Annotated in this window: 26 protein-coding genes and 1 rRNA gene; 18 read left to right on the top strand and 9 right to left on the bottom strand. The window is 63.4% G+C overall.

The features are described from left to right. Positions 1 to 135 precede the first annotated feature (135 nt). Genes lptB through ACUTAF_RS16400 form a run of 5 tightly spaced genes read right to left on the bottom strand, consistent with a single transcriptional unit; the run spans position 136 to position 3,463 of the window. Positions 136 to 861, bottom strand: coding sequence for an LPS export ABC transporter ATP-binding protein (gene lptB, locus ACUTAF_RS16420; protein ID WP_445580960.1), 726 nt, complete (start codon positions 859 to 861; stop codon positions 136 to 138). After that, on the bottom strand, positions 861 to 1,406 hold the full coding sequence (gene lptA, locus ACUTAF_RS16415) for a lipopolysaccharide transport periplasmic protein LptA (RefSeq protein ID WP_445580959.1): 546 nt from the start codon (positions 1,404 to 1,406) through the stop codon (positions 861 to 863). Before lptA ends, lptB begins: the two co-directional genes overlap by 1 nt. Then, positions 1,393 to 1,959: an LPS export ABC transporter periplasmic protein LptC gene (gene lptC / locus ACUTAF_RS16410; protein ID WP_445580958.1), complete on the bottom strand. Its 567-nt coding sequence runs from the start codon at positions 1,957 to 1,959 to the stop codon at positions 1,393 to 1,395. The genes lptA and lptC overlap by 14 nt, the downstream gene beginning before the upstream one ends. An 8-nt stretch (positions 1,960 to 1,967) precedes the next feature. Beyond that, on the bottom strand, positions 1,968 to 2,489 hold the full coding sequence (locus ACUTAF_RS16405) for a KdsC family phosphatase (RefSeq protein WP_445580957.1): 522 nt from the start codon (positions 2,487 to 2,489) through the stop codon (positions 1,968 to 1,970). Beyond that, the gene (locus tag ACUTAF_RS16400; RefSeq protein ID WP_445580956.1) at positions 2,489 to 3,463 is read right to left on the bottom strand and encodes a KpsF/GutQ family sugar-phosphate isomerase; all 975 of its coding nucleotides are present in this window, start codon (positions 3,461 to 3,463) and stop codon (positions 2,489 to 2,491) included. Before ACUTAF_RS16400 ends, ACUTAF_RS16405 begins: the two co-directional genes overlap by 1 nt. Before the next feature lie 242 nt (positions 3,464 to 3,705). Here ACUTAF_RS16400 and ACUTAF_RS16395 point away from each other — a divergent pair, with 242 nt between their 5' ends. The 10 genes from ACUTAF_RS16395 to hisC all read left to right on the top strand — a co-directional run bounded on the left by ACUTAF_RS16395 (position 3,706) and on the right by hisC (position 11,732). Next, on the top strand, positions 3,706 to 4,515 hold the full coding sequence (locus ACUTAF_RS16395) for an ATP-binding cassette domain-containing protein (protein ID WP_445580955.1): 810 nt from the start codon (positions 3,706 to 3,708) through the stop codon (positions 4,513 to 4,515). Continuing rightward, positions 4,515 to 5,312, top strand: coding sequence for a lipid asymmetry maintenance ABC transporter permease subunit MlaE (gene mlaE, locus ACUTAF_RS16390; RefSeq protein ID WP_445580954.1), 798 nt, complete (start codon positions 4,515 to 4,517; stop codon positions 5,310 to 5,312). Before ACUTAF_RS16395 ends, mlaE begins: the two co-directional genes overlap by 1 nt. Then, positions 5,312 to 5,782, top strand: a complete 471-nt coding sequence (mlaD, locus tag ACUTAF_RS16385) for an outer membrane lipid asymmetry maintenance protein MlaD (protein ID WP_445580953.1) — start codon at positions 5,312 to 5,314, stop codon at positions 5,780 to 5,782. The genes mlaE and mlaD overlap by 1 nt, the downstream gene beginning before the upstream one ends. 14 nt (positions 5,783 to 5,796) lie before the next feature. Next, positions 5,797 to 6,429, top strand: coding sequence for an MlaC/ttg2D family ABC transporter substrate-binding protein (locus ACUTAF_RS16380; RefSeq protein ID WP_445580952.1), 633 nt, complete (start codon positions 5,797 to 5,799; stop codon positions 6,427 to 6,429). Beyond that, positions 6,426 to 6,749: an STAS domain-containing protein gene (locus ACUTAF_RS16375; RefSeq protein ID WP_445580951.1), complete on the top strand. Its 324-nt coding sequence runs from the start codon at positions 6,426 to 6,428 to the stop codon at positions 6,747 to 6,749. The genes ACUTAF_RS16380 and ACUTAF_RS16375 overlap by 4 nt, the downstream gene beginning before the upstream one ends. A 135-nt stretch (positions 6,750 to 6,884) precedes the next feature. Beyond that, positions 6,885 to 7,124 carry a BolA family protein gene (locus tag ACUTAF_RS16370; RefSeq protein WP_003459267.1) on the top strand — a complete coding sequence of 80 codons (240 nt, stop codon included), beginning with the start codon at positions 6,885 to 6,887 and terminating at the stop codon, positions 7,122 to 7,124. A gap of 22 nt (positions 7,125 to 7,146) precedes the next feature. Further along, entirely contained in the window at positions 7,147 to 8,412 is a 1,266-nt protein-coding gene (murA, locus tag ACUTAF_RS16365) for a UDP-N-acetylglucosamine 1-carboxyvinyltransferase (RefSeq protein WP_445580950.1), read from the top strand. Positions 8,413 to 8,506: 94 nt separating this feature from the next. Next, entirely contained in the window at positions 8,507 to 9,142 is a 636-nt protein-coding gene (gene hisG, locus ACUTAF_RS16360) for an ATP phosphoribosyltransferase (RefSeq protein ID WP_445580949.1), read from the top strand. A 126-nt stretch (positions 9,143 to 9,268) separates the two neighbouring features. Further along, on the top strand, positions 9,269 to 10,579 hold the full coding sequence (gene hisD / locus ACUTAF_RS16355) for a histidinol dehydrogenase (protein WP_445580948.1): 1,311 nt from the start codon (positions 9,269 to 9,271) through the stop codon (positions 10,577 to 10,579). A gap of 100 nt (positions 10,580 to 10,679) precedes the next feature. After that, positions 10,680 to 11,732 carry a histidinol-phosphate transaminase gene (gene hisC / locus ACUTAF_RS16350; protein WP_445580947.1) on the top strand — a complete coding sequence of 351 codons (1,053 nt, stop codon included), beginning with the start codon at positions 10,680 to 10,682 and terminating at the stop codon, positions 11,730 to 11,732. 67 nt (positions 11,733 to 11,799) lie between these two features. On the opposite strand, the gene ACUTAF_RS16345 is transcribed toward hisC, so the two are convergent. The 3 genes from ACUTAF_RS16345 to algW form a co-directional block, all read right to left on the bottom strand. Beyond that, positions 11,800 to 12,519, bottom strand: coding sequence for a DUF4198 domain-containing protein (locus ACUTAF_RS16345; protein ID WP_445580946.1), 720 nt, complete (start codon positions 12,517 to 12,519; stop codon positions 11,800 to 11,802). A 13-nt stretch (positions 12,520 to 12,532) separates the two neighbouring features. Further along, positions 12,533 to 14,611 carry a TonB-dependent siderophore receptor gene (locus ACUTAF_RS16340; RefSeq protein WP_445580945.1) on the bottom strand — a complete coding sequence of 693 codons (2,079 nt, stop codon included), beginning with the start codon at positions 14,609 to 14,611 and terminating at the stop codon, positions 12,533 to 12,535. A gap of 86 nt (positions 14,612 to 14,697) precedes the next feature. Continuing rightward, entirely contained in the window at positions 14,698 to 15,840 is a 1,143-nt protein-coding gene (gene algW / locus ACUTAF_RS16335) for a Do family serine endopeptidase AlgW (RefSeq protein WP_445580944.1), read from the bottom strand. Between the two features lie 110 nt (positions 15,841 to 15,950). Between algW and ACUTAF_RS16330 the strand changes: the two genes are divergently transcribed. The 3 genes from ACUTAF_RS16330 (at position 15,951) to cysN (ending at position 19,669) form a co-directional block, all read left to right on the top strand. Next, entirely contained in the window at positions 15,951 to 16,709 is a 759-nt protein-coding gene (locus tag ACUTAF_RS16330) for a Nif3-like dinuclear metal center hexameric protein (protein ID WP_445580943.1), read from the top strand. A gap of 134 nt (positions 16,710 to 16,843) precedes the next feature. Beyond that, the gene (gene cysD / locus ACUTAF_RS16325; protein WP_445580942.1) at positions 16,844 to 17,761 is read left to right on the top strand and encodes a sulfate adenylyltransferase subunit CysD; all 918 of its coding nucleotides are present in this window, start codon (positions 16,844 to 16,846) and stop codon (positions 17,759 to 17,761) included. Positions 17,762 to 17,773: 12 nt separating this feature from the next. Further along, positions 17,774 to 19,669, top strand: a complete 1,896-nt coding sequence (gene cysN / locus ACUTAF_RS16320; RefSeq protein WP_445580941.1) for a sulfate adenylyltransferase subunit CysN — start codon at positions 17,774 to 17,776, stop codon at positions 19,667 to 19,669. A gap of 101 nt (positions 19,670 to 19,770) precedes the next feature. Here cysN and ilvY read toward each other — a convergent pair whose 3' ends face one another. Next, complete coding sequence (gene ilvY, locus ACUTAF_RS16315; protein WP_445580940.1) at positions 19,771 to 20,652, bottom strand: HTH-type transcriptional activator IlvY; 882 nt, start codon at positions 20,650 to 20,652, stop codon at positions 19,771 to 19,773. A 125-nt stretch (positions 20,653 to 20,777) separates the two neighbouring features. Here ilvY and ilvC point away from each other — a divergent pair, with 125 nt between their 5' ends. From ilvC to ACUTAF_RS16290, 5 genes are all read left to right on the top strand, one after another. Further along, positions 20,778 to 21,794 (top strand): ketol-acid reductoisomerase, encoded by a 1,017-nt coding sequence (gene ilvC, locus ACUTAF_RS16310; RefSeq protein WP_445580939.1) that lies wholly within the window; start codon positions 20,778 to 20,780, stop codon positions 21,792 to 21,794. 148 nt (positions 21,795 to 21,942) lie between these two features. Then, positions 21,943 to 22,761: a CDP-diacylglycerol--serine O-phosphatidyltransferase gene (gene pssA / locus ACUTAF_RS16305; protein ID WP_445580938.1), complete on the top strand. Its 819-nt coding sequence runs from the start codon at positions 21,943 to 21,945 to the stop codon at positions 22,759 to 22,761. A gap of 60 nt (positions 22,762 to 22,821) precedes the next feature. After that, a complete protein-coding gene (msrP, locus tag ACUTAF_RS16300; RefSeq protein WP_445580937.1) occupies positions 22,822 to 23,829 on the top strand; it encodes a protein-methionine-sulfoxide reductase catalytic subunit MsrP in 1,008 nt (335 codons plus the stop codon). Continuing rightward, positions 23,829 to 24,461 (top strand): protein-methionine-sulfoxide reductase heme-binding subunit MsrQ, encoded by a 633-nt coding sequence (gene msrQ, locus ACUTAF_RS16295; protein WP_445580936.1) that lies wholly within the window; start codon positions 23,829 to 23,831, stop codon positions 24,459 to 24,461. The genes msrP and msrQ overlap by 1 nt, the downstream gene beginning before the upstream one ends. A 539-nt stretch (positions 24,462 to 25,000) precedes the next feature. Beyond that, a 16S ribosomal RNA gene (locus ACUTAF_RS16290) occupies positions 25,001 to 26,536 on the top strand. The last annotated feature ends 79 nt before the right edge of the window (positions 26,537 to 26,615 follow it).

The following is a 26,615-nucleotide window of genomic DNA, read 5'->3' as shown; positions in this document are numbered from 1 at the left end:
GCAGACCTTAATTCACCGGCGGTTTACGCCTTCCACTACAGGGCGCCGCGGCGCCACCAGGAAGCAAATTATATGCCTGAATTTCTCGGCTTTGCCTAGGGGTTGCCATATTTCTGTAGTGAAATAGCGGGCGACCTACAGGCGGAATTCGTGGCCCAGGTAAACCTCTTTGACCGTCTGGTTGGCGAGAATGGTCTCGGCATCGCCCTCGGCGATCAGCTGCCCGTCGTTGACGATATAGGCGGTTTCGCAGATATCCAGGGTTTCGCGCACGTTGTGATCGGTGATCAGGATGCCGATGCCCTTGGTCTTGAGGTGGTGAATGATCTGCTTGATATCGCCCACCGAGATCGGGTCGACGCCGGCGAAGGGTTCGTCGAGCAGGATGAACTTGGGGTTGGTGGCCAGCGCGCGGGCGATTTCCACGCGGCGGCGTTCGCCGCCGGACAGGCTCATGCCGAGGCTGTCGGCGATATGGTGGATATGGAACTCCTGCAGCAGGTTCTCCAGCTCCGCCTGGCGGCCGGCGCGATCCAGGTTCTTGCGTGTCTCAAGGATGGCCATGATGTTGTCGGCCACCGACAGTTTGCGGAAGATCGAGGCCTCCTGCGGTAGGTAGCCGATGCCGGCGCGGGCGCGGCCGTGCATGGGCTGGTGGCTGACGTCGAGATCGTCGATGCGCACGCGGCCCTGGTCGGCGCGTACCAGGCCGACGATCATGTAGAAGCAGGTGGTCTTGCCGGCGCCGTTGGGGCCGAGCAGGCCGACGATCTGCCCGCTCTCGATGCTCAGGCTGACGTCGCGCACGACCTGGCGCCCCTTGTAGCTCTTCGCCAGGTGTTGGGCTTTGAGAATGGCCATTACTGCTCTGCCTGCTGATCCGCGGGTTTGTTCTTCGGCTGGATGACCATGTCGATGCGCGGGCGCGGCACGCTGACGTTGGTGCCGGTGGCGCGGCCGGCGTTGACGATCTGGCGCTGGGTGTCGTAGACGATCTTCTCGCCTTCGAAGGTGTTGCCTTCCTGGATCACCTTGGCCTGATCGATCAGCACGATGCGCTCGTTGCTGGAGAAGTACTGGATGGTCAGGCCGTAGGCCTTGACGATTTCCTTGTCCACCGCCGGCTTCTGCTCGTAATAGGCCGGTTTGCCCACCGAGGTGAACACGTCGATGTCGCCGCTGGCGGTCTGGGTGATGGTCACTGTGTCTCCAGTGATCTTCAGGGTGCCCTGGGTGATGATCACGTCACCGCGGTAGACCGCCACGCCCTGCTTGTCGTCCAGTTCGGCGCTATCGGCCTGGATGCGGATCGGCTGCTCGCGATCCGATGGCAGTGCCCAGGCAGCCGCGCTTCCCAATGCGGCGCCTAGGCTGAGAATCAGGGGGAGGGTGTTAACGAACCTCATGCTGGCCTCTTACGTTGGACTGCAGGAGCATCCTGCCGTCGTTCAAATACGCTTTCATTCCTTGTGCCGTGGTCACCCCGTTGGCCGCGACGATTCTAACGGCTTGCTGGGTCTGCGCATATTCCTTGTCGGGAATCACGGTCATGCGGCTGCTGGTGATGATGGTCGGGCGGCCCTTGGCGTCGGTGCGGGCGATGCGCACGTCGTCGATCAGTTCCACCTCGACGCCGCCGGGGGAGACCTCGGCACGCTGGCTGGTGACCTTCCACGGCAGGTCGCTGCCGCGGTACAGGTCCAGCTTCGGCTGGCTGACCAGGGTGACGTCGCTGGCCTTGACGTGCTCGAGCTTGTCCGCGCTCATGCGGTAGTGCAGCTTGCCGTCGTCCTGGAACTGCACGGTGCGCGCGCCGATGACATAGAAGTCGATGGCGTTGTCGCTGTCCGTCGATTGCGCCTGGCGGTCGCCGTTGGGGGCGATGTTCCAGTAGCCGAGCGCCGCGACAAGGACGGCGATCAGGGCGAAGATCAGGTAGTTGAGGGCTTTACGCGGCATGGGATGCTCTACAGGTAGGCGGTCTGGGCCGCATCCAGCGTGCCTTGGGCGCGCATGATCAGTTCGCAGAATTCCCGCGCGGCGCCATCGCCGCCGCGCGCCTGGGTGGTGCCATGGGCATGCTGGCGCACGAAGGGATCGGCGCTGGCCACGGCCATGCCCAGTCCGACCCGGCGGATCACCGGCAGGTCCGGCAGATCGTCGCCCAGGTAGGCGACCTGTTCGTAGCTGAGGTCGAGTTCGGCGAGCAGGCCGTCGAGCACTACGAGTTTGTCCTCGCGGCCCTGGAACAGGTGCTGGATGCCGAGGTTGTTCGCGCGGCGCTCGACCACCGGGGTCTTGCGCCCGCTGATGATGGCGGTGCGCACCCCGGAGGCGATCAGCATCTTGATGCCGTGACCGTCGAGGGTGTTGAAGGTCTTGAATTCGCTGCCGTCTTCGAGGAAGTACAGGCGGCCGTCGGTGAGCACGCCGTCGACGTCGAAGATCGCCAGTTTGACCGCGCGCGCACGCTGCAGCAGATCGTTCATCACATCACCCCCGCGCGCAGCAGGTCGTGCATGTTCAGCGCGCCGACCGGTTTGTCCTGCTCGTCGACCACCACCAGGGCGCTGATCTTGTGGTCCTCCATGATCTTCAGCGCCTCGGCGGCGAGCATCTCGGCGCGGCCGGTCTTGCCATGCGGGGTCATCACCTCGTCGATCAGCGCGTGGCGCACGTCGACGCCCTTGTCCAGGGTGCGGCGCAGGTCGCCGTCGGTGAAGATGCCGGCCAGGCGGCCATCGTCTTCCAGTACCACGGTCATGCCCAGGCCCTTCTGGGTCATCTCCAGCAGCGCGTCGCGCAGGCTGGTGCCGCGCTTGACGCAGGGCAAGGCGGCGCCTCCATGCATCACGTTCTCCACCTTGAGCAGCAGGCGGCGACCGAGGGCTCCGCCGGGGTGTGAGAAGGCGAAGTCTTCGGCGGTGAAGCCGCGCGCTTCCAGCAGGGCGATGGCCAGGGCGTCGCCGAGCACCAGGCTGGCGGTGGTCGAGGAGGTCGGCGCCAGGTTCAGCGGGCAGGCTTCCTGGGAAACGCGGGCGTCGAGGTTGACCTCGGCGGCCTTGGCCAGTGGCGAGTCCGGGTTGCCGGTCATGCTGATAAGACAGATGCCGAGGCGCTTGATCAGCGGCAGCAGGGTGACGATCTCCGCGGTGGAGCCGGAGTTGGACAGCGCCAGCACCACGTCGTCCCGGGTGATCATGCCCATGTCGCCGTGGCTGGCCTCGGCCGGATGGACGAAGAAGGCGGTGGTGCCGGTGCTGGCCAGGGTCGCGGCGATCTTGTTGCCGACGTGCCCGGACTTGCCCATGCCCACTACCACCACCCGGCCCTTGCAGGCCAGGATCAGCTCGCAGGCCTTGACGAAGTCGGCGTCGATGCGGGGCAGCAGTTCCTTGATGGCCTCGAGTTCGAGACGGATGGTGCGCTGCGCGGATTCAATCAGGTCGCGGGTCTGGTTCATGCTCGGCAGGTATCGGGACGAAAAAGACGGGGATTATAACGACAAAGGCGCTCGTGCTCACCTGATTGATGCGCCGCCGGGCGTGGAAGCTGTCGCAAGCCTGAACGCCGGATTTCGCCGTGCTTGGGCCGCAACGGCGGCAAATGCTATAGTCCGCGGCCATTTCGGCCCGCCTGGCCGCTGCGTGTCCCCGCTTCTACAGGCGGCGTCTGCCAGGGAGGCCTGATTTTCAAGGAGTTCAGATGAGCGCCGAGCAGGATTACGCGATCGAGTTGCAGGGCGTCAGCTTTCAGCGCGGTTCGCGGGCCATTTTCGACAATGTGGACATCCGCATTCCGCGCGGCAAGGTCACCGGCATCATGGGGCCGTCCGGCTGCGGTAAGACCACCCTGCTGCGCCTGATCGCCGCCGAGCTGCGGCCGTCGGTCGGCGATGTGTTGGTCAACGGCGTCAACCTGCCGCAACTGTCGCGCGACGAGCTGTTCGACATGCGCAAGCAGATGGGCGTGCTGTTCCAGAGCGGTGCGCTGTTCACCGACCTCGACGTGTTCGAGAACGTGGCCTTCCCACTGCGCGTACATACCAAGCTGCCGGAGGAGATGATCCGCGACATCGTGCTGATGAAGCTGCAGGCGGTCGGTCTGCGCGGCGCCATCGAGCTGATGCCCGACGAGCTGTCCGGTGGCATGAAGCGCCGCGTCGCTCTGGCCCGGGCGATTGCCCTGGACCCGCAGATTCTGCTGTATGACGAGCCGTTCGTCGGCCAGGACCCCATCGCCATGGGGGTGCTGGTGCGCCTGATCCGGCTGCTCAACGACGCCCTGGGCATCACCAGCGTGGTGGTGTCGCACGATCTAGCGGAAACCGCCAGCATCGCCGACTACCTCTATGTGGTGGGCGATGCCCAGGTACTCGGCCAGGGCAGCCCGGCCGAGCTGATGAATTCCGACAATCCGCGCATCCGTCAATTCATGAAGGGCATTCCGGACGGTCCTGTGCCGTTCCACTTCCCGGCGCCGGATTATCGCGACGACCTGTTGGGGAAAAGCTGATGCGTAGAATTGCTCCGCTCGAACGGCTGCGCCTGTTCGGCCGTGCGGGTATCGATGTGGTGGCGACGCTGGGGCGCTCCGGGGTGTTTCTGGCGCATGCCGTGTTCGGCCGCAACGGCGCCGGCAAGCCGTTGCAACTGCTGATCAAGCAGTTGTTCGCCGTGGGCGTGATGTCCCTGGCGATCATCGTCGTGTCCGGCATCTTCATCGGCATGGTGCTGGCCCTGCAGGGCTACAACATTCTGGTCGACTACGGTTCGGAGCAGGCGGTGGGGCAGATGGTCGCCCTCACCCTGCTGCGCGAGCTCGGCCCGGTGGTTACCGCGCTGCTGTTCGCCGGTCGTGCCGGCTCGGCGCTGACCGCCGAGATCGGCAACATGAAGTCCACCGAGCAGCTGTCGAGCCTGGAGATGATCGGCGTCGACCCGCTCAAGTACATCGTCGCCCCGCGGCTGTGGGCCGGCTTCATCTCCATGCCGCTGCTGGCAATGATCTTCAGCGTGGTCGGCATCTGGGGCGGGGCGATGGTCGCGGTGGACTGGCTGGGAGTCTACGAAGGCTCGTTCTGGTCCAACATGCAGAACAGCGTTTCCTTCTACGACGACGTGCTCAACGGCGTGATCAAGAGCATCGTTTTCGCCTTCGTGGTGACCTGGATCGCCGTGTTCCAGGGGTATGACTGCGAACCCACCTCGGAAGGCATCAGTCGCGCCACCACGCGTACCGTGGTTTATGCCTCGCTGGCCGTGCTCGGCCTGGATTTCATTCTGACCGCTTTGATGTTTGGAGATTTCTGATGCAAAACCGCACGCTGGAGATTGGTGTCGGCCTGTTCCTCATGGCCGGGCTGCTGGCCCTGATGCTGCTGGCCCTGCGCGTCAGTGGCCTGAGCGTCGGCGCGGCGGGCGATACCTACAAGGTCTACGCCTATTTCGACAACATCGCCGGGCTCACCGTACGGGCCAAGGTGACCATGGCCGGGGTGACCATCGGCAAGGTCACCGCCATCGACCTGGATCGCGACAGCTATATGGGCCGGGTGACCATGGAGCTCGACGGCGAGGTCAATAACCTGCCGGACGACTCGACGGCGTCGATCCTCACCGCCGGCCTGCTCGGCGAGAAATACATCGGCCTCAGCGTCGGCGGCGAGGAGGAGGTGCTGAAAGACGGCGGCACCATCCACGACACCCAGTCCGCGCTGGTGCTGGAAGATCTGATTGGCAAATTTCTGCTCAATTCGGTCAATAAAGACGAAGCCAATTGATGAGGATTCGAGTCATGTTCAAGACCTTACGTAGTACCTTGCTCGCGCTGCTCGCCGCCCTGCCGTTGCTGGCCGTGGCGGCGCCCGGTCCCCGCGAGGTGGTGCAGCAGACCACGGATACCCTGCTGGCCGACCTCAAGGCGAACAAGGACACCTATCGCAGTAACCCCGCGGCTTTCTATCAGTCGCTCAACGACATTCTCGGTCCGGTGGTGGATGTCGACGGCATCTCCCGCGGGGTGATGACCGTGCGCTACTCGCGTCAGGCCTCGGCCGAGCAGATGAACCGCTTCCAGGAGAGCTTCAAGCGCAGCCTGATGCAGTTCTACGGTAACGCCCTGCTCGAGTACGACAACCAGGACATCCGCGTGTTGCCGGTCGGCAGCCAGAAGGATCCGCAGCGTGCCGCGGTCAACATGGAGATCCGCGACGGCAAGGGGGTGGTCTATCCGCTTTCCTACACCATGGTGGCGATGGACGGTACCTGGAAGCTGCGCAACGTGATCATCAACGGCATCAATGTCGGCAAGCTGTTCCGCGACCAGTTCGCCCAGTCCATGCAGAACAACCGCAATGACCTGGACAGGGTCATCGACACCTGGGCCGATACCGTGGCCAAGGCGCGTGAAGCCAAGGGTGAGTCGTGAGTCGGGCGAGCGTCACCGAGCGCGCGCCAGGTCAGCTGCAGTTGGCCGGCGTGCTCGATTATTCCACCGGGCCGGCCCTGCGCGAACAGGGCGCGCGGCTGATCGCCGCCAGCAGCGCGGCGCAACTGCTGATCGACTGCGCCGCGGTGGAGAAATCCAGCAGCGTCGGCCTGGCCCTGCTGCTGGCCTTCATCCGCGATGCCCATGCGGCGGGCAAGACGCTCGTCGTGGTCGGCCTGCCCGCCGACATGCGCGAGATCGCCCAGGTCTGCGGCCTGCTCGAGCTGTTGCCGCTGCAGGACGCTGGCGCCGCCGGCTGACGCCGCAGCGGGTGCCGAATCGCGCACACCCTCCGTCAGCGCCGCCGCAAGCGGGGTTCGCAGGCGGAGGGCTTTTTTGTATGATGGCCGACCCGCGGGCGCAGGTAGCCCGATATGCGTCAATCGAGGTCGAGCATGCAGGCTGCAGAAGTGAAAAGCCTCCTAGAGGAAAAACTCCCGAATACCCAGGTGGAAGTCGAAGGCGAGGGCTGCAACTTCCAGCTCAACCTGATCAGCGACGAATTGGCCGCCCTCAGCCCGGTCAAGCGCCAGCAGCAGATCTATGCCCACCTCAATGCCTGGATCGCCGATGGCAGCATCCACGCCGTGACCATGAAATTCTTCAGCCAGGCCGATTGGGCTGCGCGTTCCTGAGCCTGCGGGCGACGAGACTCCTATGGACAAACTGATCATTACCGGCGGCGCTCGCCTCGATGGCGAAATCCGTATTTCCGGGGCGAAGAACTCCGCCCTGCCGATTCTCGCGGCGACCCTGCTGGGCGACGCCCCGGTGACCATCTGCAACCTGCCGCACCTGCACGACATCACCACCATGATCGAGCTGTTCGGCCGCATGGGCATCGAGCCGGTGATCGACGAGAAGCTGTCGGTGGAAGTCGATGCGCGTTCGATCAAGACCCTGGTCGCGCCCTACGAGCTGGTCAAGACCATGCGTGCCTCGATCCTGGTGCTCGGGCCGATGGTCGCCCGCTTCGGCGAGGCCGAGGTGGCCCTGCCCGGCGGTTGCGCCATCGGTTCGCGTCCGGTCGACCTGCACATCCGCGGCCTCGAGGCCATGGGCGCGCAGATCGACGTGGAAGGCGGCTACATCAAGGCCAAGGCGCCGGAAGGCGGCCTGCGCGGCGCGCACTTCTTCTTCGACGTGGTCAGCGTCACCGGCACCGAGAACATCATGATGGCCGCGACCCTGGCCAAGGGTCGCAGCGTGCTGGAAAACGCCGCGCGCGAGCCGGAGGTGGTCGACCTGGCCAACTGCCTGATCGCCATGGGCGCCAAGATCCAGGGCGCCGGCACCGACACCATCGTCATCGACGGCGTCGAGCGCCTGCACGGCGCGCGCTTCAGCGTGATGCCCGACCGCATCGAGACCGGCACCTACCTGGTGGCCGCGGCCATCACCGGTGGCCGGGTCAAGGTCAAGGACGCCGATCCGTCGACCCTGGAAGCGGTCCTGGCCAAGCTGCAGGAAGCCGGCGCCGAGATCAGCACCGGTCCGGACTGGATCGAGCTGGACATGAAGGGCAAGCGGCCCAAGGCGGTCAACCTGCGCACCGCGCCCTATCCGGCGTTCCCCACCGACATGCAGGCGCAGTTCGTAGCCCTCAACGCGGTGGCCGAGGGTACCGGCACGGTGATCGAGACCGTGTTCGAGAACCGCTTCATGCACGTCTACGAGATGCTGCGCATGGGCGCCAACATCCTGGTCGAAGGCAACACCGCCATCGTCACCGGGGTGGAGCAGCTCAAGGGCGCACCGGTCATGGCCACCGACCTGCGCGCCTCGGCGAGCCTGGTACTGGCGGCGCTGATGGCCGAGGGCGACACCATGATCGACCGCATCTACCACATCGACCGTGGCTACGAGTGCATCGAAGAGAAGTTGCAGCTGCTCGGTGCCAAGATTCGCCGCGTGCCGGGCTGATCGGCCAGGATTCGCCGCGCCTCGCGCGATCGCCAACTGCCGCTTAGCCGAACGGCCGGCCCCTCGGGGCCGGTTCTGCCAAGGAAATCGCTTTATGCTGACCATCGCCCTGTCCAAAGGCCGCATCCTCGACGACACCCTGCCGCTATTGGCGGCCGCGGGTATCGAGCCGACCGAGAATCCGGACAAGAGCCGCAAGCTGATCATCCCTACCACCCAGGATGACGTACGCCTGCTGATCGTGCGCGCCACCGACGTGCCGACCTATGTCGAGCACGGCGCCGCCGACCTCGGCGTGGCCGGCAAGGACGTGCTGATGGAATACGGCGGCCAGGGTCTGTACGAGCCGCTGGACCTGCAGATCGCCCAGTGCAAGCTGATGACCGCAGGCAAGGTCGGCGCGCCGGAGCCCAAGGGGCGTTTGCGCGTGGCCACCAAGTTCGTCAACGTCGCCAAGCGCTACTACGCCGAGCAGGGCCGTCAGGTCGACATCATCAAGCTGTACGGCTCGATGGAGCTGGCGCCGCTGGTGGGCCTGGCCGACAAGATCATCGACGTGGTCGACACCGGCAACACCCTGCGTGCCAACGGCCTGGAACCGCAGGAGCTGATCGCCACCATCAGCTCTCGCCTGATCGTCAACAAGGCCTCGATGAAGATGCAGCACGCCCGTATCCAGGCGCTGATCGAGACCCTGCGTGGCGCCGTCGAGGCGCGACACCAAGGCTGACTCCTTTCCGCGACGTCTGGTCGCGGCAGCCTATCCGTGTCATAGCCATTTTTCTCGGGTGCCCGCACGGTGGGCTTGCTACATTACGGGCGCCCGAGAAAACGCCATTAAGATGAGGCTTTCGCTATGACCGCACCCGTTGCCATCCGCCGACTCAACGCCGCCGATACGGACTTCGCGCGTCATCTGGACCATCTGCTGTCCTGGGAAAGCGTCTCCGACGATGGCGTCAACCAGCGCGTGCTGGAGATCATCCAGGCCGTGCGCGAGCGTGGCGATGCCGCGCTGGTCGAATACACCCAGCGTTTCGATGGCCTGGAGGTCGTCGGCATGGCCGACCTGATCCTGCCGCGCGAGCGCCTGGAGCTGGCGCTCGAACGGATTTCCCCCGCGCAGCGCCAGGCGCTCGAAGTCGCCGCCGAGCGCGTGCGCAGCTACCACGAGCGGCAGAAGCAGGACTCCTGGCGCTACAGCGAGGCCGACGGCACCGTGCTCGGGCAGCAGGTCACCCCGCTGGATCGCGCCGGTCTCTACGTGCCGGGCGGCAAGGCCTCCTACCCGTCCTCGGTGCTGATGAACGCCATTCCGGCCAAGGTCGCCGGCGTGCCCGAGGTGGTCATGGTGGTGCCGACCCCGCGTGGCGAGATCAACGAATTGGTGCTGGCCGCCGCCGCGTTGGCCGGCGTCGACCGCGTGTTCACCATCGGCGGCGCCCAGGCCGTGGCCGCCCTGGCCTATGGCACCGAGAGCGTGCCGCCGGTCGATAAGATCGTGGGGCCCGGCAATATCTACGTGGCCACCGCCAAGCGCCACGTGTTCGGCAAGGTGGGCATCGACATGATCGCCGGCCCGTCGGAGATTCTCGTGGTCTGCGATGGTCAGACCGATCCGGACTGGATCGCCATGGACCTGTTCTCCCAGGCCGAGCACGACGAGGACGCCCAGTCGATCCTGGTCAGCCCGGATGCCGCTTTCCTCGACAAGGTCGCCGAGAGCATCGCCCGCCTGCTGCCGACCATGGAGCGTGCCGAGATCATCCGTACCTCGCTGCACGAGCGCGGCGCGCTGATCCAGGTCACCGACATGGCCCAAGCCATCGAGGTGGCCAACCGCATCGCCCCCGAGCACCTGGAGTTGTCGGTGGCCGATCCGGAGGCCTGGCTGCCGCAGATCCGCCATGCCGGCGCGATCTTCATGGGCCGCTACACCGCCGAGGCGCTGGGCGATTACGTCGCCGGGCCCAACCACGTGCTGCCCACTTCCGGTACCGCGCGCTTCTCCTCGCCGCTGGGGGTGTACGACTTCCAGAAGCGCTCGTCGATCATCTTCTGCTCGCCGGACGGCGCGTCTGAGCTGGGCAAGAGCGCTTCGGTGCTGGCCCGCGGCGAGTCGCTGACCGCCCATGCGCGCAGCGCCGAATACCGGATCAAAAGCTAGCGGCAAGCTGCAAGCGATAAGCCTCAAGCAGCTTCGTAGGATGGGTATCGCGCAGCGATACCCATCACCCCATGCCACTCATTCGAGGAGAGAAGGGCAGATGAGCAAGTTCTGGAGCCCCTTCGTCAAGGACCTGGTGCCCTACGTGCCGGGTGAGCAGCCCAAGCTGAGCAAGCTGGTCAAGCTCAATACCAACGAGAACCCCTATGGCCCGTCGCCCAAGGCGATGGCCGCGATGCAGGCCGAGCTGAACGACAACCTGCGCCTGTATCCGGACCCCAACGGCGAGCGCCTGAAGCAGGCAGTGGCCGACTATTATGGCGTGAGCACCGCCCAGGTATTCGTCGGCAACGGCTCCGACGAGGTACTGGCGCACGCCTTCCACGGCCTGTTCCAGCACGGCAAGCCGCTGCTGTTTCCCGACGTCACCTACAGCTTCTACCCGGTCTACTGCGGCCTGTACGGTATCGAGTTCGAGGCGCTGGCGCTGGACGCTGCGTTCCAGATCCGCGTCGAGGATTACGCCCGACCCAACGGCGGCATCATCTTCCCCAACCCCAACGCGCCGACCGGCTGCCTGCTGCCGCTCGAGGCCATCGAGCGGCTGCTCAAGGCCAACCCGGATTCCGTGGTGCTGGTGGACGAGGCCTATATCGACTTCGGTGGCCAGACGGCCATCGCCCTGGTGGATCAGTACCCCAACCTGCTGGTGACCCAGACCCTGTCCAAGTCGCGCTCGCTGGCCGGGCTCCGCGTGGGCATCGCGGTCGGCCACCCGGAGCTGATCGAGGCGCTGGAGCGGATCAAGAACAGCTTCAACTCCTACCCGCTCGACCGCATGGCCATCGCCGGCGCGGCGGCGGCGTTCGAGGACCGCGCGTACTTCGAAAAGACCTGCCGACAGGTGATCGACAGCCGTCAGGTGGTGGTCGCCGGGCTGCAGGGGCTGGGTTTCGAGGTACTGCCGTCGGCCGCCAACTTCGTCTTCGCCCGTCACCCGGGCAAGGACGCCGCCACCCTGGCGGCCGGCCTGCGCGAGCAGGGCGTGATAGTGCGGCACTTCAAGCAGCAGCGCATCGCCCAGTTCCTGCGCATCACCATCGGCGCGCCGGAGCAGAACCAGGCCTTGCTGGACGCTTTGCAGAGTCTTTAGGCGGACTGCCTGCGGGCTATCCTGGGGAGCCGGCGTCGCGCAAGCGGCGCCGGCTTTTTGCTGGGCGCTATTCCTGGTGCGCCTGACCGAGGAAGGTCAGCGAGGTGAACAGGCCGCGGGTCTCGATATCCGCGTCGTTCTCCACCGGCAGGCTCACTTCGGCGCTGATGATGTTCAGCGCCTCGTTGCGCACCGCTACCTCGGCGCGGCCCTCGGCGTCGGTCACCGCGCTAACCTGGTGCGGCGCGCCGCGGTAGTCGCCGATCAGTTCGACGCCCGCCATCGGCTTGCCGTCCACCAGTATCCGCACCGGCAGCAACTTGCCTACGCCGACTTCGAGCGGGTCGGCCTCCGGCACTATGACCATTTTCAGCTGATCCAGCGCCGGCAGCTTGGCGCCTGCGGCATAGATCGCCAGGCTGTACTTGAAGGTGTGCAGGGATTGGGTCGAGTTCGGCACCTGGCTGCGGCCCTGGTTGATCCACTGGCCGTCCGGGGTCTTCGACCAGGCGCCATTGTCCAGCGCCACGCCCAGTACGGCCGGTGTCTTCAGCGGTTGCAGGCGGGCGTGGTCGGCCAGGCGCTCGACTGTCACTGGAATCATCTTGCCGGCGGCGTCATAGGCCCAGGCGCCGCTGATCTTCTCGGCCTTGAAGGCGTTGTCCTCGGCGCCGTGGCCGTAGACGGTTTCGATGTTGCCGCGACGCTGCTCGGTCCACAGGCCGTGGGCGAGGACCTCGCCGCTGGCGAACAGGCCGGCGAGCAGCAGGTAGGCGGGAATGCGCATATGAATCTCCGTTTCAGAGGTTGAGGGTCAGGTTGAGGCTGAGGTTGCGGGGCTCGCCGGGCAGTACCCAGACGCTGTTGTAGGAGCGTTCGTAGTACTTGCGGTCGAACAGGTTGTTGAGATTCAGGCCCAGGCTCAGATCCTCCGTGGCCTGCCAGCGGGCGAGCAGGTCGACGGTGGTGTAGGCCGGCAGCTCGAACTCGCTGCCGGTCTGCCCGGAGCGGTCACCGACATAGTTGACTGCGGCGCCAAATTCCGAGCCCTGCAGCGAGCCGCCCTGGAACTGGTAGACGCCCATCAGGCTGGCGCTGTTGCGGGCGATGCCGAGCAGGTCGCTGCCCTCGGGGATGCTGTTGTCCTTGGTCACCTCGGCATCGATATAGGCGTAGGCGCCGATCAGCCGCAGCGCGTCGCTGAGCTGGCCGCTGACCTGCAGATCCAGGCCCTGGCTGCGAGCCTTGCCGGCGGCGATGCTGTCGCCGGGATTGTTCGGATCGGCGGTCAGCACGTTTTCCTTGTCGATATGAAACAGCGCCATGGTGGCGCCGAGGCGGCTGTCGAGCAGGTCGAGCTTGAGGCCGGTCTCGTAGCCGAGGCCTTTCTCCGGTTTGAACACTTGCCCCTGGGCGCCGATGGTGTTGGGTTTGAATGACATCGAGGCGTTGGCGAACACGCCGAGCTCCGGCGTCAGCTGATAGAGCACGCCGGCGCGCGGGGTGGCGACTTCCTTGGTCTGCTCGTTGCTGACCCGCGTGCTGCGGTTCAGCGCGCTTTGCTCGAATCGCTCCAGGCGTACGCCGAGCAGGCCGCTCCAGCGCTCGCTGAAGGCGATCTGGTCCTGCAGGTTGAGGGCGTAGCTCTCCGTGTGCTCGTGGAAGTCGTTGGGATTGACGATCGGCGGCTTGGGCTGGCCATAGGCCGGGTTGTAGATGTCCTGGCCGTAGCCCAGGCCCGTGACGCTCTGCGGGTACTTCTGGCTGTTGCGGTAGTTCTCGTACTCCAGGCCCAGCAGCGTCTGATGCTGCCAGCCGGCCAGCTCGAACTGACCGTGCAGTTCGGCCTGAGTGATGCTGTCGTTCCACTCGAAGCTGCGCTCGCGATAGAAGCGCGTGACCTGATCGCCGATCAGTCGCGACGGCTCGGAGCTGTTGCCGTCCAGCGTGCCCTGGCTGTAGTGGCTGGCCAGGCGCAGCTTCCAGGCGTCGCTGAGAAAGTGCTCCAGACTCACCTGCAGCAGCTGGTTGTCGTTGCGGATCTTGCCGTCGTTGGGCTCGCCGAGAAAGGTCGAGCGCTTGATCGCCCCCATCTTGCCGTCCACGGCCGGAATGCCACGGTCGAATACCGAGTCGGTACGGGAGAACTCGCTGTCGATCATCAGCAGGGTGTCGGGCGACAGCTGCCAGCTCAGGGTCGGGTTGACGATCTGCCGCTGATTGCCGACGTGATCGCGGAAGCTGCCGTTGTCCTCCAGCGCCAGATTGACCCGCGAGAGCACTGTGCCCTCGTCGTTCAGCGGGGCGTTGACGTCGAGGCTGCCGCGATAGCGATCCCAGCGCCCGGCGCTGGCCTTGAACTGGGTGAAGGCTTCCTGCTGTGGGCGCTTAGTGACGATATTCACCAGGCCGCCCGGGTCGCCGCGGCCGTACAGCGCGGCGGCCGGCCCCTTGAGCACCTCCAGGCGCTCGATGGCCGAGGTGTCTGGCGAGCTGTAGCTGCCGCGGTTGATGGCGAAACCGTTGCGGTACAGCTCGCCGGTGGTGAAGCCGCGCACGCTGTAGTTGAGGAAGGTCAGCCCGCCGAAGTTGTTCTGCCTTGACACGCCGCCGGCGAAGTCCAGGGCTCGGTCGATGCGGCTGCTGCCGAGGTCGTCCAGCACCTGCGCGGGCACCACACTGATGGCCTGGGGAATCTCGCTGATCGGCGTGTCGGTGCGGGTGGCGCTGGCCGAGCGGGTGGCGCGATAGCCCTGCACCGGACCGTCGGCCAGCTCGGGGCTGGCGCTGATGATGCTGTCTTCGAGTTGGGCGGGTGATTGGGCGGCAAGGACGCCGGGAGCCAGCAGGCTGGCAAGCAGGGCGTAGGTGGGGCGCAAGGGAGGGCTCCAGTCGATTGAGTTTAATGTAATAACATAACATTAAATTCAATCGAGAAGAGCTCTCAGGTGAAAATGTCTACCTGTCAGTTGCCGTTGGCGGGAGGACGGACGCCGATTTCCGCGGTCAGGGTCAGCGGCTTGCCGTTGCGCAGCGCTTCGATGCGAATCTTGTCACCCGGCCGGGTGCGTGCCACCTGGTTCATCGAGCGGCGCCCGTCGCCGGCTGGTTCGCCGTCGATGCTGAGGATCAGGTCGCCCGGTTGCAGTCCGGCCTTCTGCGCCGGGCCGTCGCGGTAGAGGCCGGCGACGACGATGCCCGGTCGGCCCTCAAGGCCGAAGGACTCGGCCAGCTCCGGCGTCAGCGGCTGCACCTCGATGCCCAACCAGCCGCGGATCACCTGGCCGTGCTCGATGATCGCCTGCATCACCTCCAACGCCAACTTGACCGGGATGGCGAAGCCGATGCCCTGCGAGCCGCCGGACTTGGAGAAGATCGCGGTGTTGATGCCCACCAGGTTGCCGTGGGCATCGATCAGCGCGCCGCCGGAGTTGCCGGGGTTGATCGCCGCATCGGTCTGGATGAAATCCTCGTAGGTATTGAGGCCCAGTTGATTGCGGCCGGTTGCGCTGATGATGCCCATGGTCACGGTCTGGCCGACGCCGAAGGGGTTGCCGATGGCCAGGGTGACGTCGCCGATCCTGATGGTGTCGGAGCGGCCCAGGGTGATGGCCGGCAGGTCCGGCAGATCGATCTTCAGCACCGCCAGGTCGGTTTCCGGGTCGCTGCCGATCACCCGCGCCAGGGTCTCGCGGCCGTCCTTGAGCGCCACGATGATCTGGTCGGCGCCGCTGACCACGTGGTTGTTGGTCAGCAGATAGCCCTCGCGGCTCATCAGTACGGCCGAGCCCAGGCTCGATTCCATGCGCTGCTGGCGCGGCAGGTTGTCGCCGAAGAAGCGGCGGAAGGTGGGATCCTCGAACAAGGGGTGCGTCGGCTTGCTCACCAGCTTGGTGGTGTAGAGGTTGGCTACCGCCGGCGAAGCGGTGTCCACCGCCTCGGCATAGGACACCGGGCCTTCCTGCAGGCGACTGTAGAGCGGCGCCTGGATCAGCTGCACGTCCTGGGTGGGCAGGCCTACCCACTGCGGGTAGCGCTGGATCAGCAGCAGCGCGAGCAAAACGCCGACCAGCAGGGGCCAGCCGAGGAAACGCAGGGCCTGGGGCATCAAAAGAATCCTGAGGGTTGCTAGGGCCAGAGGGGCCCCTTAAGGTGGCGCATTATAGAGGGGCGCTTGGCAATTAGGCAGCGCCTTGCAACAGCTTGTGAGGAATCATCATGGCGATCGCCTTGTCTACCCTGGTTGGCGAAGCCGACGCCTTTCTCGATGCCGCGCGGATCGGCGATTACTGCCCCAACGGCCTGCAGGTCGAGGGCCGGCCGCAGGTACGGCGCATCGTCAGCGGCGTTACCGCCAGTCAGGCCCTGATCGAGGCCGCCATCGCGGCCGAGGCCGACGTGCTGCTGGTGCACCACGGCTATTTCTGGAAGGGTGAGAATCCCTGCGTCACCGGCATGAAGCAGCGCCGCCTCAAGGCCCTGCTGGCCCATGACATCAGCCTGCTGGCCTATCACCTGCCGCTCGACCTGCATCCGGAAGTGGGCAACAACGTGCAGCTGGCGCGCCAGCTCGGCATCGTCGTCGAAGGTTCGCTTGAGCCGGACAACCCGCGCACCGTCGGCCTGGTTGGCTCGCTGGAAGAACCGATGACCGCGGCCGACTTCGCTCGTCAGGTGCAACAGGCGCTGGGGCGTGAGCCGCTGCTGGTGGAGGGGGGCGGACTGGTCCGCCGAGTCGGCTGGTGTACCGGTGGCGGCCAGGGCTATATCGACCAGGCAATCGCCGCCGGTGTCGATCTCTATCTGACCGGCGAGGCCTCCGAGCAGACTTTCCACAGCGCGCGAGAGAACGGCATCGCCTTCATCGCCGCCGGCCACCACGCCACCGAGCGCTACGGCGTGCAGGCGCTGGGCGACTACCTGGCGCGGCGCTTCGCCCTCGAGCACCTGTTCGTCGACTGCCCGAATCCGATCTGATCAGGCTGTTCCTGCGGGTATAAAAGTAGACTTTTTCGATCTAAGCAGCGTCCTGATTAGAAGCGGGTGCTGTGCTAGAGTGCGCCCTCGTCCACGGCCCGCCGGCCCAATTACACAGCAAACCGTGAGTAGCCATGCTCGATAAACTGACCCACCTGAAGCAGCTGGAGGCGGAAAGTATCCACATCATTCGTGAAGTGGCCGCCGAATTCGACAACCCGGTAATGCTCTATTCCATCGGTAAAGACTCCGCCGTGATGCTGCATCTGGCGCGCAAGGCGTTCTTTCCCGGCAAGCTGCCGTTCCCGGTGATGCACGTCGACACCCGCTGGAAGTTCCAGGAGATGTACCGCTTCCGCGACAAGATGGTCAGCGAGATGGGCCTGGACCTGATCACCCACATCAACCCCGATGGTGTGGCGCAGGACATGAACCCCTTCACCTACGGCAGTGCCAAGCACACCGATGTGATGAAGACCGAGGGCCTCAAACAGGCACTGGACAAGTACGGCTTCGACGCCGCCTTCGGTGGCGCGCGCCGCGACGAGGAGAAGTCCCGCGCCAAGGAGCGCGTCTACTCCTTCCGCGACAGCAAGCACCGCTGGGACCCGAAGAACCAGCGCCCCGAGCTGTGGAACGTGTACAACGGCAAGGTCAAGAAGGGCGAGTCGATCCGCGTGTTCCCGCTGTCCAACTGGACCGAGCTGGACATCTGGCAGTACATCTACCTGGAGCAGATCCCGATCGTGCCGCTGTACTTCGCCGCCGAGCGCGAGGTGGTCGAGCTCAACGGCACCCTGGTGATGATCGATGACGAGCGCATCCTCGAGCACCTCACGCCCGAGCAGAAGGCCGGCATCACCAAGAAGATGGTGCGCTTCCGCACCCTCGGCTGCTACCCGCTGACCGGCGCGGTGGAGTCCGAGGCGGCGACCCTGCCGGACATCATCCAGGAAATGCTCCTGACCAAGACCAGCGAACGCCAGGGCCGGGTGATCGACCACGACGCCGCCGGTTCGATGGAAGAAAAGAAACGCCAGGGCTACTTCTAAGGATTCCTCATCATGAGTCACCAGTCTGATCTGATCAGCGAGGACATCCTCGCCTACCTGGCCCAGCACGAACGCAAGGAACTGCTGCGCTTCCTCACCTGCGGCAACGTCGACGACGGCAAGAGCACCCTGATCGGGCGTCTGCTGCATGACTCCAAGATGATCTACGAGGACCATCTGGAGGCCATCAGCCGCGACTCGAAGAAGGTCGGCACCACCGGCGACGACATCGACCTGGCGCTGCTGGTCGATGGCCTGCAGGCCGAGCGCGAGCAGGGCATCACCATCGACGTGGCCTACCGCTATTTCAGTACGGCGAAGCGCAAGTTCATCATCGCCGACACCCCCGGCCATGAGCAGTACACCCGCAACATGGCCACCGGCGCCTCGACCTGCGACCTGGCGATCATCCTGATCGACGCCCGCTACGGCGTGCAGACCCAGACCAAGCGCCACAGCTTCATCGCCAGCCTGCTGGGCATCAAGCACATCGTCGTCGCGGTCAACAAGATGGACCTCAAGGACTTCGATCAGGGCGTGTTCGAGCAGATCAAGGCCGACTACCTGGCCTTCGCCGACAAGATCAGCCTCAAGCCCAGTACGCTGCATTTCGTGCCCATGTCGGCGCTGAAAGGCGACAACGTGGTCAACAAGTCCGAGCGTTCGCCCTGGTACGACGGCCAGTCGCTGATGGAGATCCTCGAGACCGTGGAAGTGGCTGGTGATCGCAACTTCGACGACCTGCGCTTCCCGGTGCAGTACGTCAACCGCCCCAACCTGAACTTCCGCGGCTTCGCCGGTACCCTGGCCAGCGGCATCGTGCGCAAGGGCGACGAAGTGATGGCTCTGCCGTCGGGCAAGACCAGCAAGGTCAAGTCCATCGTCACCTTCGAAGGCGAGTTGGAACACGCCGGCCCCGGCCAGGCGATCACCCTGACCCTGGAAGACGAGATCGACGTGTCGCGCGGCGACATGCTGGTGCATGCCGACAACCGTCCGCAGGTCACCGACGGCTTCGAGGCCATGCTGGTGTGGATGGGCGAAGAGCCGATGCTGCCGGGCAAGAAGTACGACATCAAGCGCGCCACCAGCTACGTGCCAGGCTCGATCCCCAGCATCGTCCACCGCATCGACGTCAACACCCTGGAGCAGGGGGCGGCCAGCGAACTGAAGCTCAACGAGATCGGTCGGGTCAAGGTGGCGCTGGATGCGCCCATTGCCCTCGACGGCTACGAGCACAACCGCACCACCGGCGCCTTTATCGTCATCGACCGCCTGACAAATGGCACCGTCGGTGCCGGCATGATCATCGCCGCGCCGGTCGGCCATGGCGGAGGTCAGCACGGCCGTCTGGCCCATGTGTCGACCGAGGAGCGCGCCGCGCGCTTCGGCCAGCAGCCGGCCACCGTGCTGTTCAGCGGCCTGTCCGGCGCCGGCAAGAGCACCCTGGCCTACGCCGTGGAGCGCAAGCTGTTCGACATGGGCCGCGCCGTCTACGTGCTCGACGGGCAGAACCTGCGTCATGACCTGAACAAGGGCCTGCCGCAGGATCGCGCCGGGCGTACCGAGAACTGGCGTCGCGCCGCCCATGTGGCGCGCCAGTTCAACGAGGCCGGCCTGCTGACCCTGGCCGCCTTCGTCGCCCCGGATGCCGAGGGCCGCGAGCAGGCCAAGGCGCTGATCGGCGGCGAGCGCCTGATCACTGTCTACGTGCAGGCTTCGCCGCAGATCTGCCGTGAGCGCGACCCGCAGGGCCTGTATGCCGCCGCTGGCGACAACATCCCCGGCGAATCCTTCGCCTACGACGTGCCGCTGGACGCCGATCTGGTGATCGATACCCAGACGCAGTCGGTCGAGGAGGGCGTCAAGGCCGTGCTGAATCTGCTGCGTAGCCGTGGCGCGATTTAGCCAGTTAGGCGCGACATAAGGTTGCTCGCTTAAGCATCCGAGTTCGTCGGGCTTCTCCGGAAAACCGATGCCAGTCCTCTGGCATCGGTTTTTTTTCGAACTTACTGCTGGCGGTTCCAGAAGGCCGCGATCAGTGGGTCCCTCAGGCGCTTTTCCAGGGCGAACAGGCCGATGTCGTAGGCGGTCAGCGGCGGCTGGATATCGTAGATGCGGATGCGCGTGGTCAGTGGGCTGTTGTCGAGGACGATCTGCGGCACCACGCCGATACCGAAGCCCAGGCTGACCATGCTGACGATGGCTTCGTTGCCGCTCACCTGGGCATAGATCCGCGGTTTGATGTTGTGGCTTTTCAGCCAGCGGTCGGTGCGGGTCCGGGCCAGGCCTTCCTCCGAGAGAATCATCGGCACGTCCTTCCAGCTGTCCGCCGAGGGCTGCCTGAGTTGCTCATCGCTCAGCAGTTGCGGTGATTGCGGGCCGATAAAGTGCAGTTCGGAGCGAGTGATCGGCTGGAACTCGATGCCGGCCGGCAGGTGGTCGGGGCGGGCGCCGATGGCAAGATCCTCCAGCCCCTGCTGCACGCGTTCGACGGCGGTTGCCGGGTCGCCGGTGTGCAGCTTCATTTCGATGCGCGGATAGTTCTGGCGGAAGCTGCTGAGGATGTCGTAGAGGAAGCTGTAGCTGGCCGTTACCGAGCAGTACAGGGAGAGTTCGCCGTGCAGGATCAGTTGATCCTGCTTGAACCTCTGGCGAATGGCCTGCCAGCCGTTCATGACCTCGCTGGCATATTCGCGAAACTGTTGCCCCTCGCGGGTCAGGCGAACCGAGCGGTTGTCGCGCAGGAACAGCGTTGCGCCGAGTTCGTCTTCGAGTTGCTTGATGCTGCGACTGAGCGCGGATGGGCTGACGTGCTGCTCGCGGCTGGTTTTGCCGAAGTGCAGGTTGTCGGCCAGGGAAAGAAAGAGCCTGAGTGCGTGGCTATCCATAACTGTTTCATATGGCGGCATGTTGTATTGCAAATATATCATTTTACGCAATGGGACGGATCACTTAAGGTGCCTCTGTCGCGGTGCTCGCACCCCCATCCCTTTCGATTCAAAGAGCCAAGAACATGAAAGTTTATTACGATAAAGATTGCGACCTCTCGATCATCCAGGGCAAGAAAGTCGCCGTCATCGGCTACGGCTCCCAGGGCCACGCCCAGGCGTGCAACCTGAAGGACTCCGGTGTCGACGTCACCATCGGTCTGCGCAAGGGTTCCGCTACCGTTGCCAAGGCCGAGGCCCATGGTCTCAAGGTAACCGACGTGGCTAGCGCCGTTGCCGCTGCCGACCTGGTGATGATCCTCACCCCGGACGAGTTCCAGGGCCGCCTGTACAAGGAAGAGATCGAGCCGAACATCAAGAAGGGCGCCACCCTGGCCTTCTCCCACGGTTTCTCGATCCACTACAACCAGGTCGTACCGCGTGCCGACCTCGACGTGATCATGATCGCGCCGAAGGCCCCGGGTCACACCGTGCGCTCCGAGTTCGTCAAGGGTGGCGGCATCCCTGACCTGATCGCCGTCTACCAGGACGCCTCCGGCAACGCCAAGAACGTTGCTCTGTCCTACGCCGCCGGCGTTGGCGGTGGCCGTACCGGCATCATCGAAACCACCTTCAAGGACGAGACCGAAACCGACCTGTTCGGTGAGCAGGCTGTGCTCTGCGGCGGTTGCGTCGAGCTGGTCAAGGCCGGTTTCGATACCCTGGTCGAAGCTGGCTACGCGCCGGAAATGGCCTACTTCGAGTGCCTGCACGAGCTGAAGCTGATCGTCGACCTGATGTTCGAAGGCGGCATCGCCAACATGAACTACTCGATCTCCAACAACGCCGAGTACGGCGAGTACGTCACCGGTCCGGAAGTGATCAACGAGCAGTCGCGCGAAGCCATGCGCAACGCGCTCAAGCGCATCCAGAACGGCGAGTACGCCAAGATGTTCATCAGCGAAGGTGCCACCAACTACCCGTCGATGACCGCCTACCGCCGCAACAATGCCGCTCACGGCATCGAAGTGGTCGGCGAGAAGCTGCGCGCGATGATGCCGTGGATCTCCGCCAACAAGATCGTCGACAAGACCAAGAACTAAGGTCTGCGATATGCGAAAGAACGCGGCTTCGTGCCGCGTTTTTTCGTTCTGGGGCAGGGGTTCTGGTATAAAGCCAGCTCGCCGGCCGACTAACTGAGTTCAGTCGCCCCGGTCGAGAATTCGTCAAACCCGTTGCAAGGTGCTGTTCATGAGTGAAGGTCCCGAGGATCAAAAGTCGGCAGGCGATAATCTGGAAAGCCTGCTGCCGATCGATGAGCACATAGAGGAAGGGCAGGACGCGGAAGGGCGCAAGGTCCGTCATCGCGGCATCTATCTGCTCCCGAATCTGTTCACCACGGCCAACCTGTTCGCCGGCTTCTACTCCATCATCAATGCGATGAACGGCAATTTCTATGTCGCCGCGGCCACGATATTCGTGGCGATGGTGCTTGACAGCCTGGATGGCCGCGTCGCCCGCCTGACCAATACCCAGAGCGCCTTCGGCGCCGAGTACGACTCGCTGTCCGACATGGTCGCTTTCGGTGTTGCCCCGGCCCTGCTGGCCTTCGAGTGGGCCCTGGGCAGCATGGGCAAGGTCGGCTGGATGGTCGCCTTCATCTATGTCGCTGGCGCAGCACTGCGTCTGGCGCGTTTCAATACGCAGATCGGCAGCGTCGACAAGCGCTTTTTCATTGGCCTGGCCAGCCCGGCGGCCGCCGGTGTGGTGGCGGGTACCGTCTGGGCGTTCAGCGATTTCGGCATCAAGGGGTCGAACATGGCCTTCGCCGTGGCGGTGCTGGTGGCGGCGGCCGGTATGCTGATGGTCAGCAATATCAAGTATTACAGCTTCAAGGATCTGGATCTGAAGGGGCGCGTACCCTTCGTCGCGATCCTGGCTGTGGTGCTGGTATTCGCCGTGGTGTTCAGCGATCCGCCGCGTATCCTGCTGATCATCTTCCTCGCCTATGCGGCTTCCGGTCCCATTCAATATTTGTTGCAACTGCGTAGTCGCAAGGCTGCGGACTGATGTAATAAAGCTTTGGCTCCGCGGTCTATTGGCTCGTCATCCCGTTGCCGCGGAGCCATCATGCTGATTCGAATCCCTCCCGCCTCTGCCGCCTCCGAGTCCGAGGTCACTCCGGAAGCCGTTTACCTCTCTCGGCGTCGGTTCATGGGTGGCGGTCTTGGCCTGGCCTCGCTCGCCGCCTTACCCGCTCTATCCTTCGCCGACGACGGTCGTTATGCCGAGGTGGAGTCGGTCGACGAGCCGGCCTGGTTCAAGGCCAAGCTCGCCAGCGTGCGCTGGCAGGCGGTTACCGTCGGCGATGAAGCCATCACGCCGTACAAGGATGCTTCGCGCTACAACAACTTCTACGAGTTCGGTCCCAACAAGGGCGACCCGGTGCGGCATGCTGCGCAGTTCAAGGTCGAGCCCTGGACGGTGTTGATCGATGGCGAGGTCGGCAGGCCCGGGCGTTACGACATGGCGGCGTTGGCCGAACCGCAGCAGTTGGAAGAGCGCATCTACCGGCTGCGTTGCGTCGAGGCCTGGTCGATGGTCATTCCCTGGCTGGGCTTTTCTTTGGCAGACTTGCTCAGGCAGGCCGAACCCACCAGCCAGGCCAGGTACGTGCGTTTCGAGACCTTAGTCGACGCCGAGCGCATGGTCGGCCAGCGCTCCGGGTTTTCCCTGATCGATTGGCCCTATGTCGAAGGCTTGCGTTTGGACGAGGCCATGCATCCGCTGGCCTTTATGGCGGTGGGAATGTATGGGCGCACGCTGCCGGCGCAGAACGGTGCACCGCTGCGTCTGGTAGTGCCGTGGAAATACGGTTTCAAGAGCATCAAGTCCATCGTGCGCATCAGCCTGGTGCGGGACGAGCCGGTCAATACCTGGCAGGCGCTGGCACCCAATGAGTATGGCTTCTACGCCAACGTCAACCCGCAGGTGGACCATCCGCGCTGGTCGCAGGCGCAGGAGCGGCGTCTGCCGAGCAGTCTGTTCAGCCCCAATGTGATGAAGACCCGGCTGTTCAACGGCTACGATGAAGTCGCCAGCCTCTATAGCGGCCTCGATCTCAGGAAGCACTACTGATGCGTTATGTCGGATGGCGCCGCGCGGTATTCATGGCGGCCTTAGCGATGCCGCTCTACTGGCTGTACCAGGCCTGGATCTTTGCCTTGGGCGCCGACCCGGGCAAGACGCTGGTCGATTATCTGGGGCTGGGCGCTCTGGTTCTGCTGTTGCTCACCCTGTCGATGACTCCGTTGCAGCGTCTCAGTGGATGGAGTGGCTGGATCGCCGTGCGCCGGCAGCTTGGCCTCTGGTGCTTCACCTATGCCGTGCTGCATCTGTCGGCCTATGCGGTGTTCCTGGTGGGGCTGGATGTCGAGCAGTTGCTGGTCGATCTGCGCAAAAGGCCCTATATCATTGTCGGCATGTTGACCTTTATCGGTTTGTTGTTGCTGGCCCTGACTTCCAATAAGGTCAGCATTCGCCGGCTCGGCAAGCGCTGGAAGGCGCTGCATCGGTTGGTTTATCCGATTCTGCTTTTGGCGCTGCTGCATATGCTCTGGGTTGTGCGTGCCGATTTGGGTGAATGGCTGCTGTATGCCGTTATCGGAGCCTTCCTCTTGCTGCTGCGTTTCCCACCTGTGTCTGCGGCTTGGCAGGGCTTGGGGCAATGGCTGCGCAATACTTTGCGCAGGAACCCAATAAAAGCTTGACGCGCCATTCTCAGGCGGTAGAATGCGCGCCACTTCAGCGATGAAGCTCTTCGAAAACTTCTTGTTAATCAATAAGTTAAGTTTGAAAGAGGGGTTGCAAAGCTGGGTGTGGCGTGTAGAATGCGCGCCGGTCGACAGGGTAGTGGTTTGATCCTGTCGGTGCTTCGGTCGAGCGGATCGAAGGCGGTTGAAAGAGGTGGTTGACAGTGGTTTTGAACGCTGTAGAATGCGCCTCCCGCTGACGAGAAGCTGGTCTGATCGGAGGCGCAAGCGGTTGAGTAGAAAAGAGTTTCTTCGGAAATAAATTCGAAAAACAGCTTGACAGAAAGAAGGGCTGCTGTAGAATGCGCGGCCTCGGTTGAGGCGAAAATCTTAACCAACTGTTCTTTAACAACTGAATCAAGCAATTCGTGTGGGTGCTTGTGAGGTAAGACTGGTAGTCGACAGATTATCAGCATCACAAGTAACACTCGTGAATTCGAGAGTTTTTTGCGATTGCTGAGCCAAGTTTAGGGTTTTCTCAAAACCCAAGCAGTATTGAACTGAAGAGTTTGATCATGGCTCAGATTGAACGCTGGCGGCAGGCCTAACACATGCAAGTCGAGCGGATGAGAGGAGCTTGCTCCTTGATTCAGCGGCGGACGGGTGAGTAATGCCTAGGAATCTGCCTGGTAGTGGGGGATAACGTTCCGAAAGGAACGCTAATACCGCATACGTCCTACGGGAGAAAGCGGGGGATCTTCGGACCTCGCGCTATCAGATGAGCCTAGGTCGGATTAGCTAGTTGGTGAGGTAATGGCTCACCAAGGCGACGATCCGTAACTGGTCTGAGAGGATGATCAGTCACACTGGAACTGAGACACGGTCCAGACTCCTACGGGAGGCAGCAGTGGGGAATATTGGACAATGGGCGAAAGCCTGATCCAGCCATGCCGCGTGTGTGAAGAAGGTCTTCGGATTGTAAAGCACTTTAAGTTGGGAGGAAGGGTGTTCACCTAATACGTGAGTATTTTGACGTTACCGACAGAATAAGCACCGGCTAACTTCGTGCCAGCAGCCGCGGTAATACGAAGGGTGCAAGCGTTAATCGGAATTACTGGGCGTAAAGCGCGCGTAGGTGGTTCGTTAAGTTGGATGTGAAAGCCCCGGGCTCAACCTGGGAACTGCATCCAAAACTGGCGAGCTAGAGTACGGTAGAGGGTGGTGGAATTTCCTGTGTAGCGGTGAAATGCGTAGATATAGGAAGGAACACCAGTGGCGAAGGCGACCACCTGGACTGATACTGACACTGAGGTGCGAAAGCGTGGGGAGCAAACAGGATTAGATACCCTGGTAGTCCACGCCGTAAACGATGTCAACTAGCCGTTGGGATCCTTGAGATCTTAGTGGCGCAGCTAACGCATTAAGTTGACCGCCTGGGGAGTACGGCCGCAAGGTTAAAACTCAAATGAATTGACGGGGGCCCGCACAAGCGGTGGAGCATGTGGTTTAATTCGAAGCAACGCGAAGAACCTTACCTGGCCTTGACATGCTGAGAACTTTCCAGAGATGGATTGGTGCCTTCGGGAGCTCAGACACAGGTGCTGCATGGCTGTCGTCAGCTCGTGTCGTGAGATGTTGGGTTAAGTCCCGTAACGAGCGCAACCCTTGTCCTTAGTTACCAGCACCTCGGGTGGGCACTCTAAGGAGACTGCCGGTGACAAACCGGAGGAAGGTGGGGATGACGTCAAGTCATCATGGCCCTTACGGCCAGGGCTACACACGTGCTACAATGGTCGGTACAAAGGGTTGCCAAGCCGCGAGGTGGAGCTAATCCCATAAAACCGATCGTAGTCCGGATCGCAGTCTGCAACTCGACTGCGTGAAGTCGGAATCGCTAGTAATCGTGAATCAGAATGTCACGGTGAATACGTTCCCGGGCCTTGTACACACCGCCCGTCACACCATGGGAGTGGGTTGCTCCAGAAGTAGCTAGTCTAACCGCAAGGGGGACGGTTACCACGGAGTGATTCATGACTGGGGTGAAGTCGTAACAAGGTAGCCGTAGGGGAACCTGCGGCTGGATCACCTCCTTAATCGAAGACATCAGCTTCTTCATAAGCTCCCACACGAATTGCTTGATTCACTGTAGAAGACGATGCTGTAACGCGACCC

This window comes from Pseudomonas sp. SP16.1, assembly GCF_052682975.1.
Note: the sequence above shows the minus strand (reverse complement) of the source record. Positions and strands in the feature narration are given on the sequence as shown.

What these genes read in the sequence shown, in the direction of transcription:
- ACUTAF_RS16380 (WP_445580952.1), top strand. Translation starts at nt 5,797, where the DNA reads ATGTTCAAGACCTTACGTAGTACCTTGCTCGCGCTGCTCGCCGCCCTG.
- hisG (WP_445580949.1), top strand. Translation starts at nt 8,507, where the DNA reads ATGCTGACCATCGCCCTGTCCAAAGGCCGCATCCTCGACGACACCCTG.
- msrQ (WP_445580936.1), top strand. Translation starts at nt 23,829, where the DNA reads ATGCGTTATGTCGGATGGCGCCGCGCGGTATTCATGGCGGCCTTAGCG.
- murA (WP_445580950.1), top strand. Translation starts at nt 7,147, where the DNA reads ATGGACAAACTGATCATTACCGGCGGCGCTCGCCTCGATGGCGAAATC.
- ACUTAF_RS16370 (WP_003459267.1), top strand. Translation starts at nt 6,885, where the DNA reads ATGCAGGCTGCAGAAGTGAAAAGCCTCCTAGAGGAAAAACTCCCGAAT.
- pssA (WP_445580938.1), top strand. Translation starts at nt 21,943, where the DNA reads ATGAGTGAAGGTCCCGAGGATCAAAAGTCGGCAGGCGATAATCTGGAA.
- lptA (WP_445580959.1), bottom strand. Translation starts at nt 1,406, where the DNA reads ATGAGGTTCGTTAACACCCTCCCCCTGATTCTCAGCCTAGGCGCCGCA.
- cysN (WP_445580941.1), top strand. Translation starts at nt 17,774, where the DNA reads ATGAGTCACCAGTCTGATCTGATCAGCGAGGACATCCTCGCCTACCTG.
- cysD (WP_445580942.1), top strand. Translation starts at nt 16,844, where the DNA reads ATGCTCGATAAACTGACCCACCTGAAGCAGCTGGAGGCGGAAAGTATC.
- hisC (WP_445580947.1), top strand. Translation starts at nt 10,680, where the DNA reads ATGAGCAAGTTCTGGAGCCCCTTCGTCAAGGACCTGGTGCCCTACGTG.
- mlaD (WP_445580953.1), top strand. Translation starts at nt 5,312, where the DNA reads ATGCAAAACCGCACGCTGGAGATTGGTGTCGGCCTGTTCCTCATGGCC.
- algW (WP_445580944.1), bottom strand. Translation starts at nt 15,840, where the DNA reads ATGCCCCAGGCCCTGCGTTTCCTCGGCTGGCCCCTGCTGGTCGGCGTT.
- ACUTAF_RS16345 (WP_445580946.1), bottom strand. Translation starts at nt 12,519, where the DNA reads ATGCGCATTCCCGCCTACCTGCTGCTCGCCGGCCTGTTCGCCAGCGGC.
- hisD (WP_445580948.1), top strand. Translation starts at nt 9,269, where the DNA reads ATGACCGCACCCGTTGCCATCCGCCGACTCAACGCCGCCGATACGGAC.
- ilvC (WP_445580939.1), top strand. Translation starts at nt 20,778, where the DNA reads ATGAAAGTTTATTACGATAAAGATTGCGACCTCTCGATCATCCAGGGC.
- ilvY (WP_445580940.1), bottom strand. Translation starts at nt 20,652, where the DNA reads ATGGATAGCCACGCACTCAGGCTCTTTCTTTCCCTGGCCGACAACCTG.
- ACUTAF_RS16405 (WP_445580957.1), bottom strand. Translation starts at nt 2,489, where the DNA reads ATGAACGATCTGCTGCAGCGTGCGCGCGCGGTCAAACTGGCGATCTTC.
- ACUTAF_RS16330 (WP_445580943.1), top strand. Translation starts at nt 15,951, where the DNA reads ATGGCGATCGCCTTGTCTACCCTGGTTGGCGAAGCCGACGCCTTTCTC.
- mlaE (WP_445580954.1), top strand. Translation starts at nt 4,515, where the DNA reads ATGCGTAGAATTGCTCCGCTCGAACGGCTGCGCCTGTTCGGCCGTGCG.
- msrP (WP_445580937.1), top strand. Translation starts at nt 22,822, where the DNA reads ATGCTGATTCGAATCCCTCCCGCCTCTGCCGCCTCCGAGTCCGAGGTC.
- lptB (WP_445580960.1), bottom strand. Translation starts at nt 861, where the DNA reads ATGGCCATTCTCAAAGCCCAACACCTGGCGAAGAGCTACAAGGGGCGC.
- lptC (WP_445580958.1), bottom strand. Translation starts at nt 1,959, where the DNA reads ATGCCGCGTAAAGCCCTCAACTACCTGATCTTCGCCCTGATCGCCGTC.
- ACUTAF_RS16400 (WP_445580956.1), bottom strand. Translation starts at nt 3,463, where the DNA reads ATGAACCAGACCCGCGACCTGATTGAATCCGCGCAGCGCACCATCCGT.
- ACUTAF_RS16395 (WP_445580955.1), top strand. Translation starts at nt 3,706, where the DNA reads ATGAGCGCCGAGCAGGATTACGCGATCGAGTTGCAGGGCGTCAGCTTT.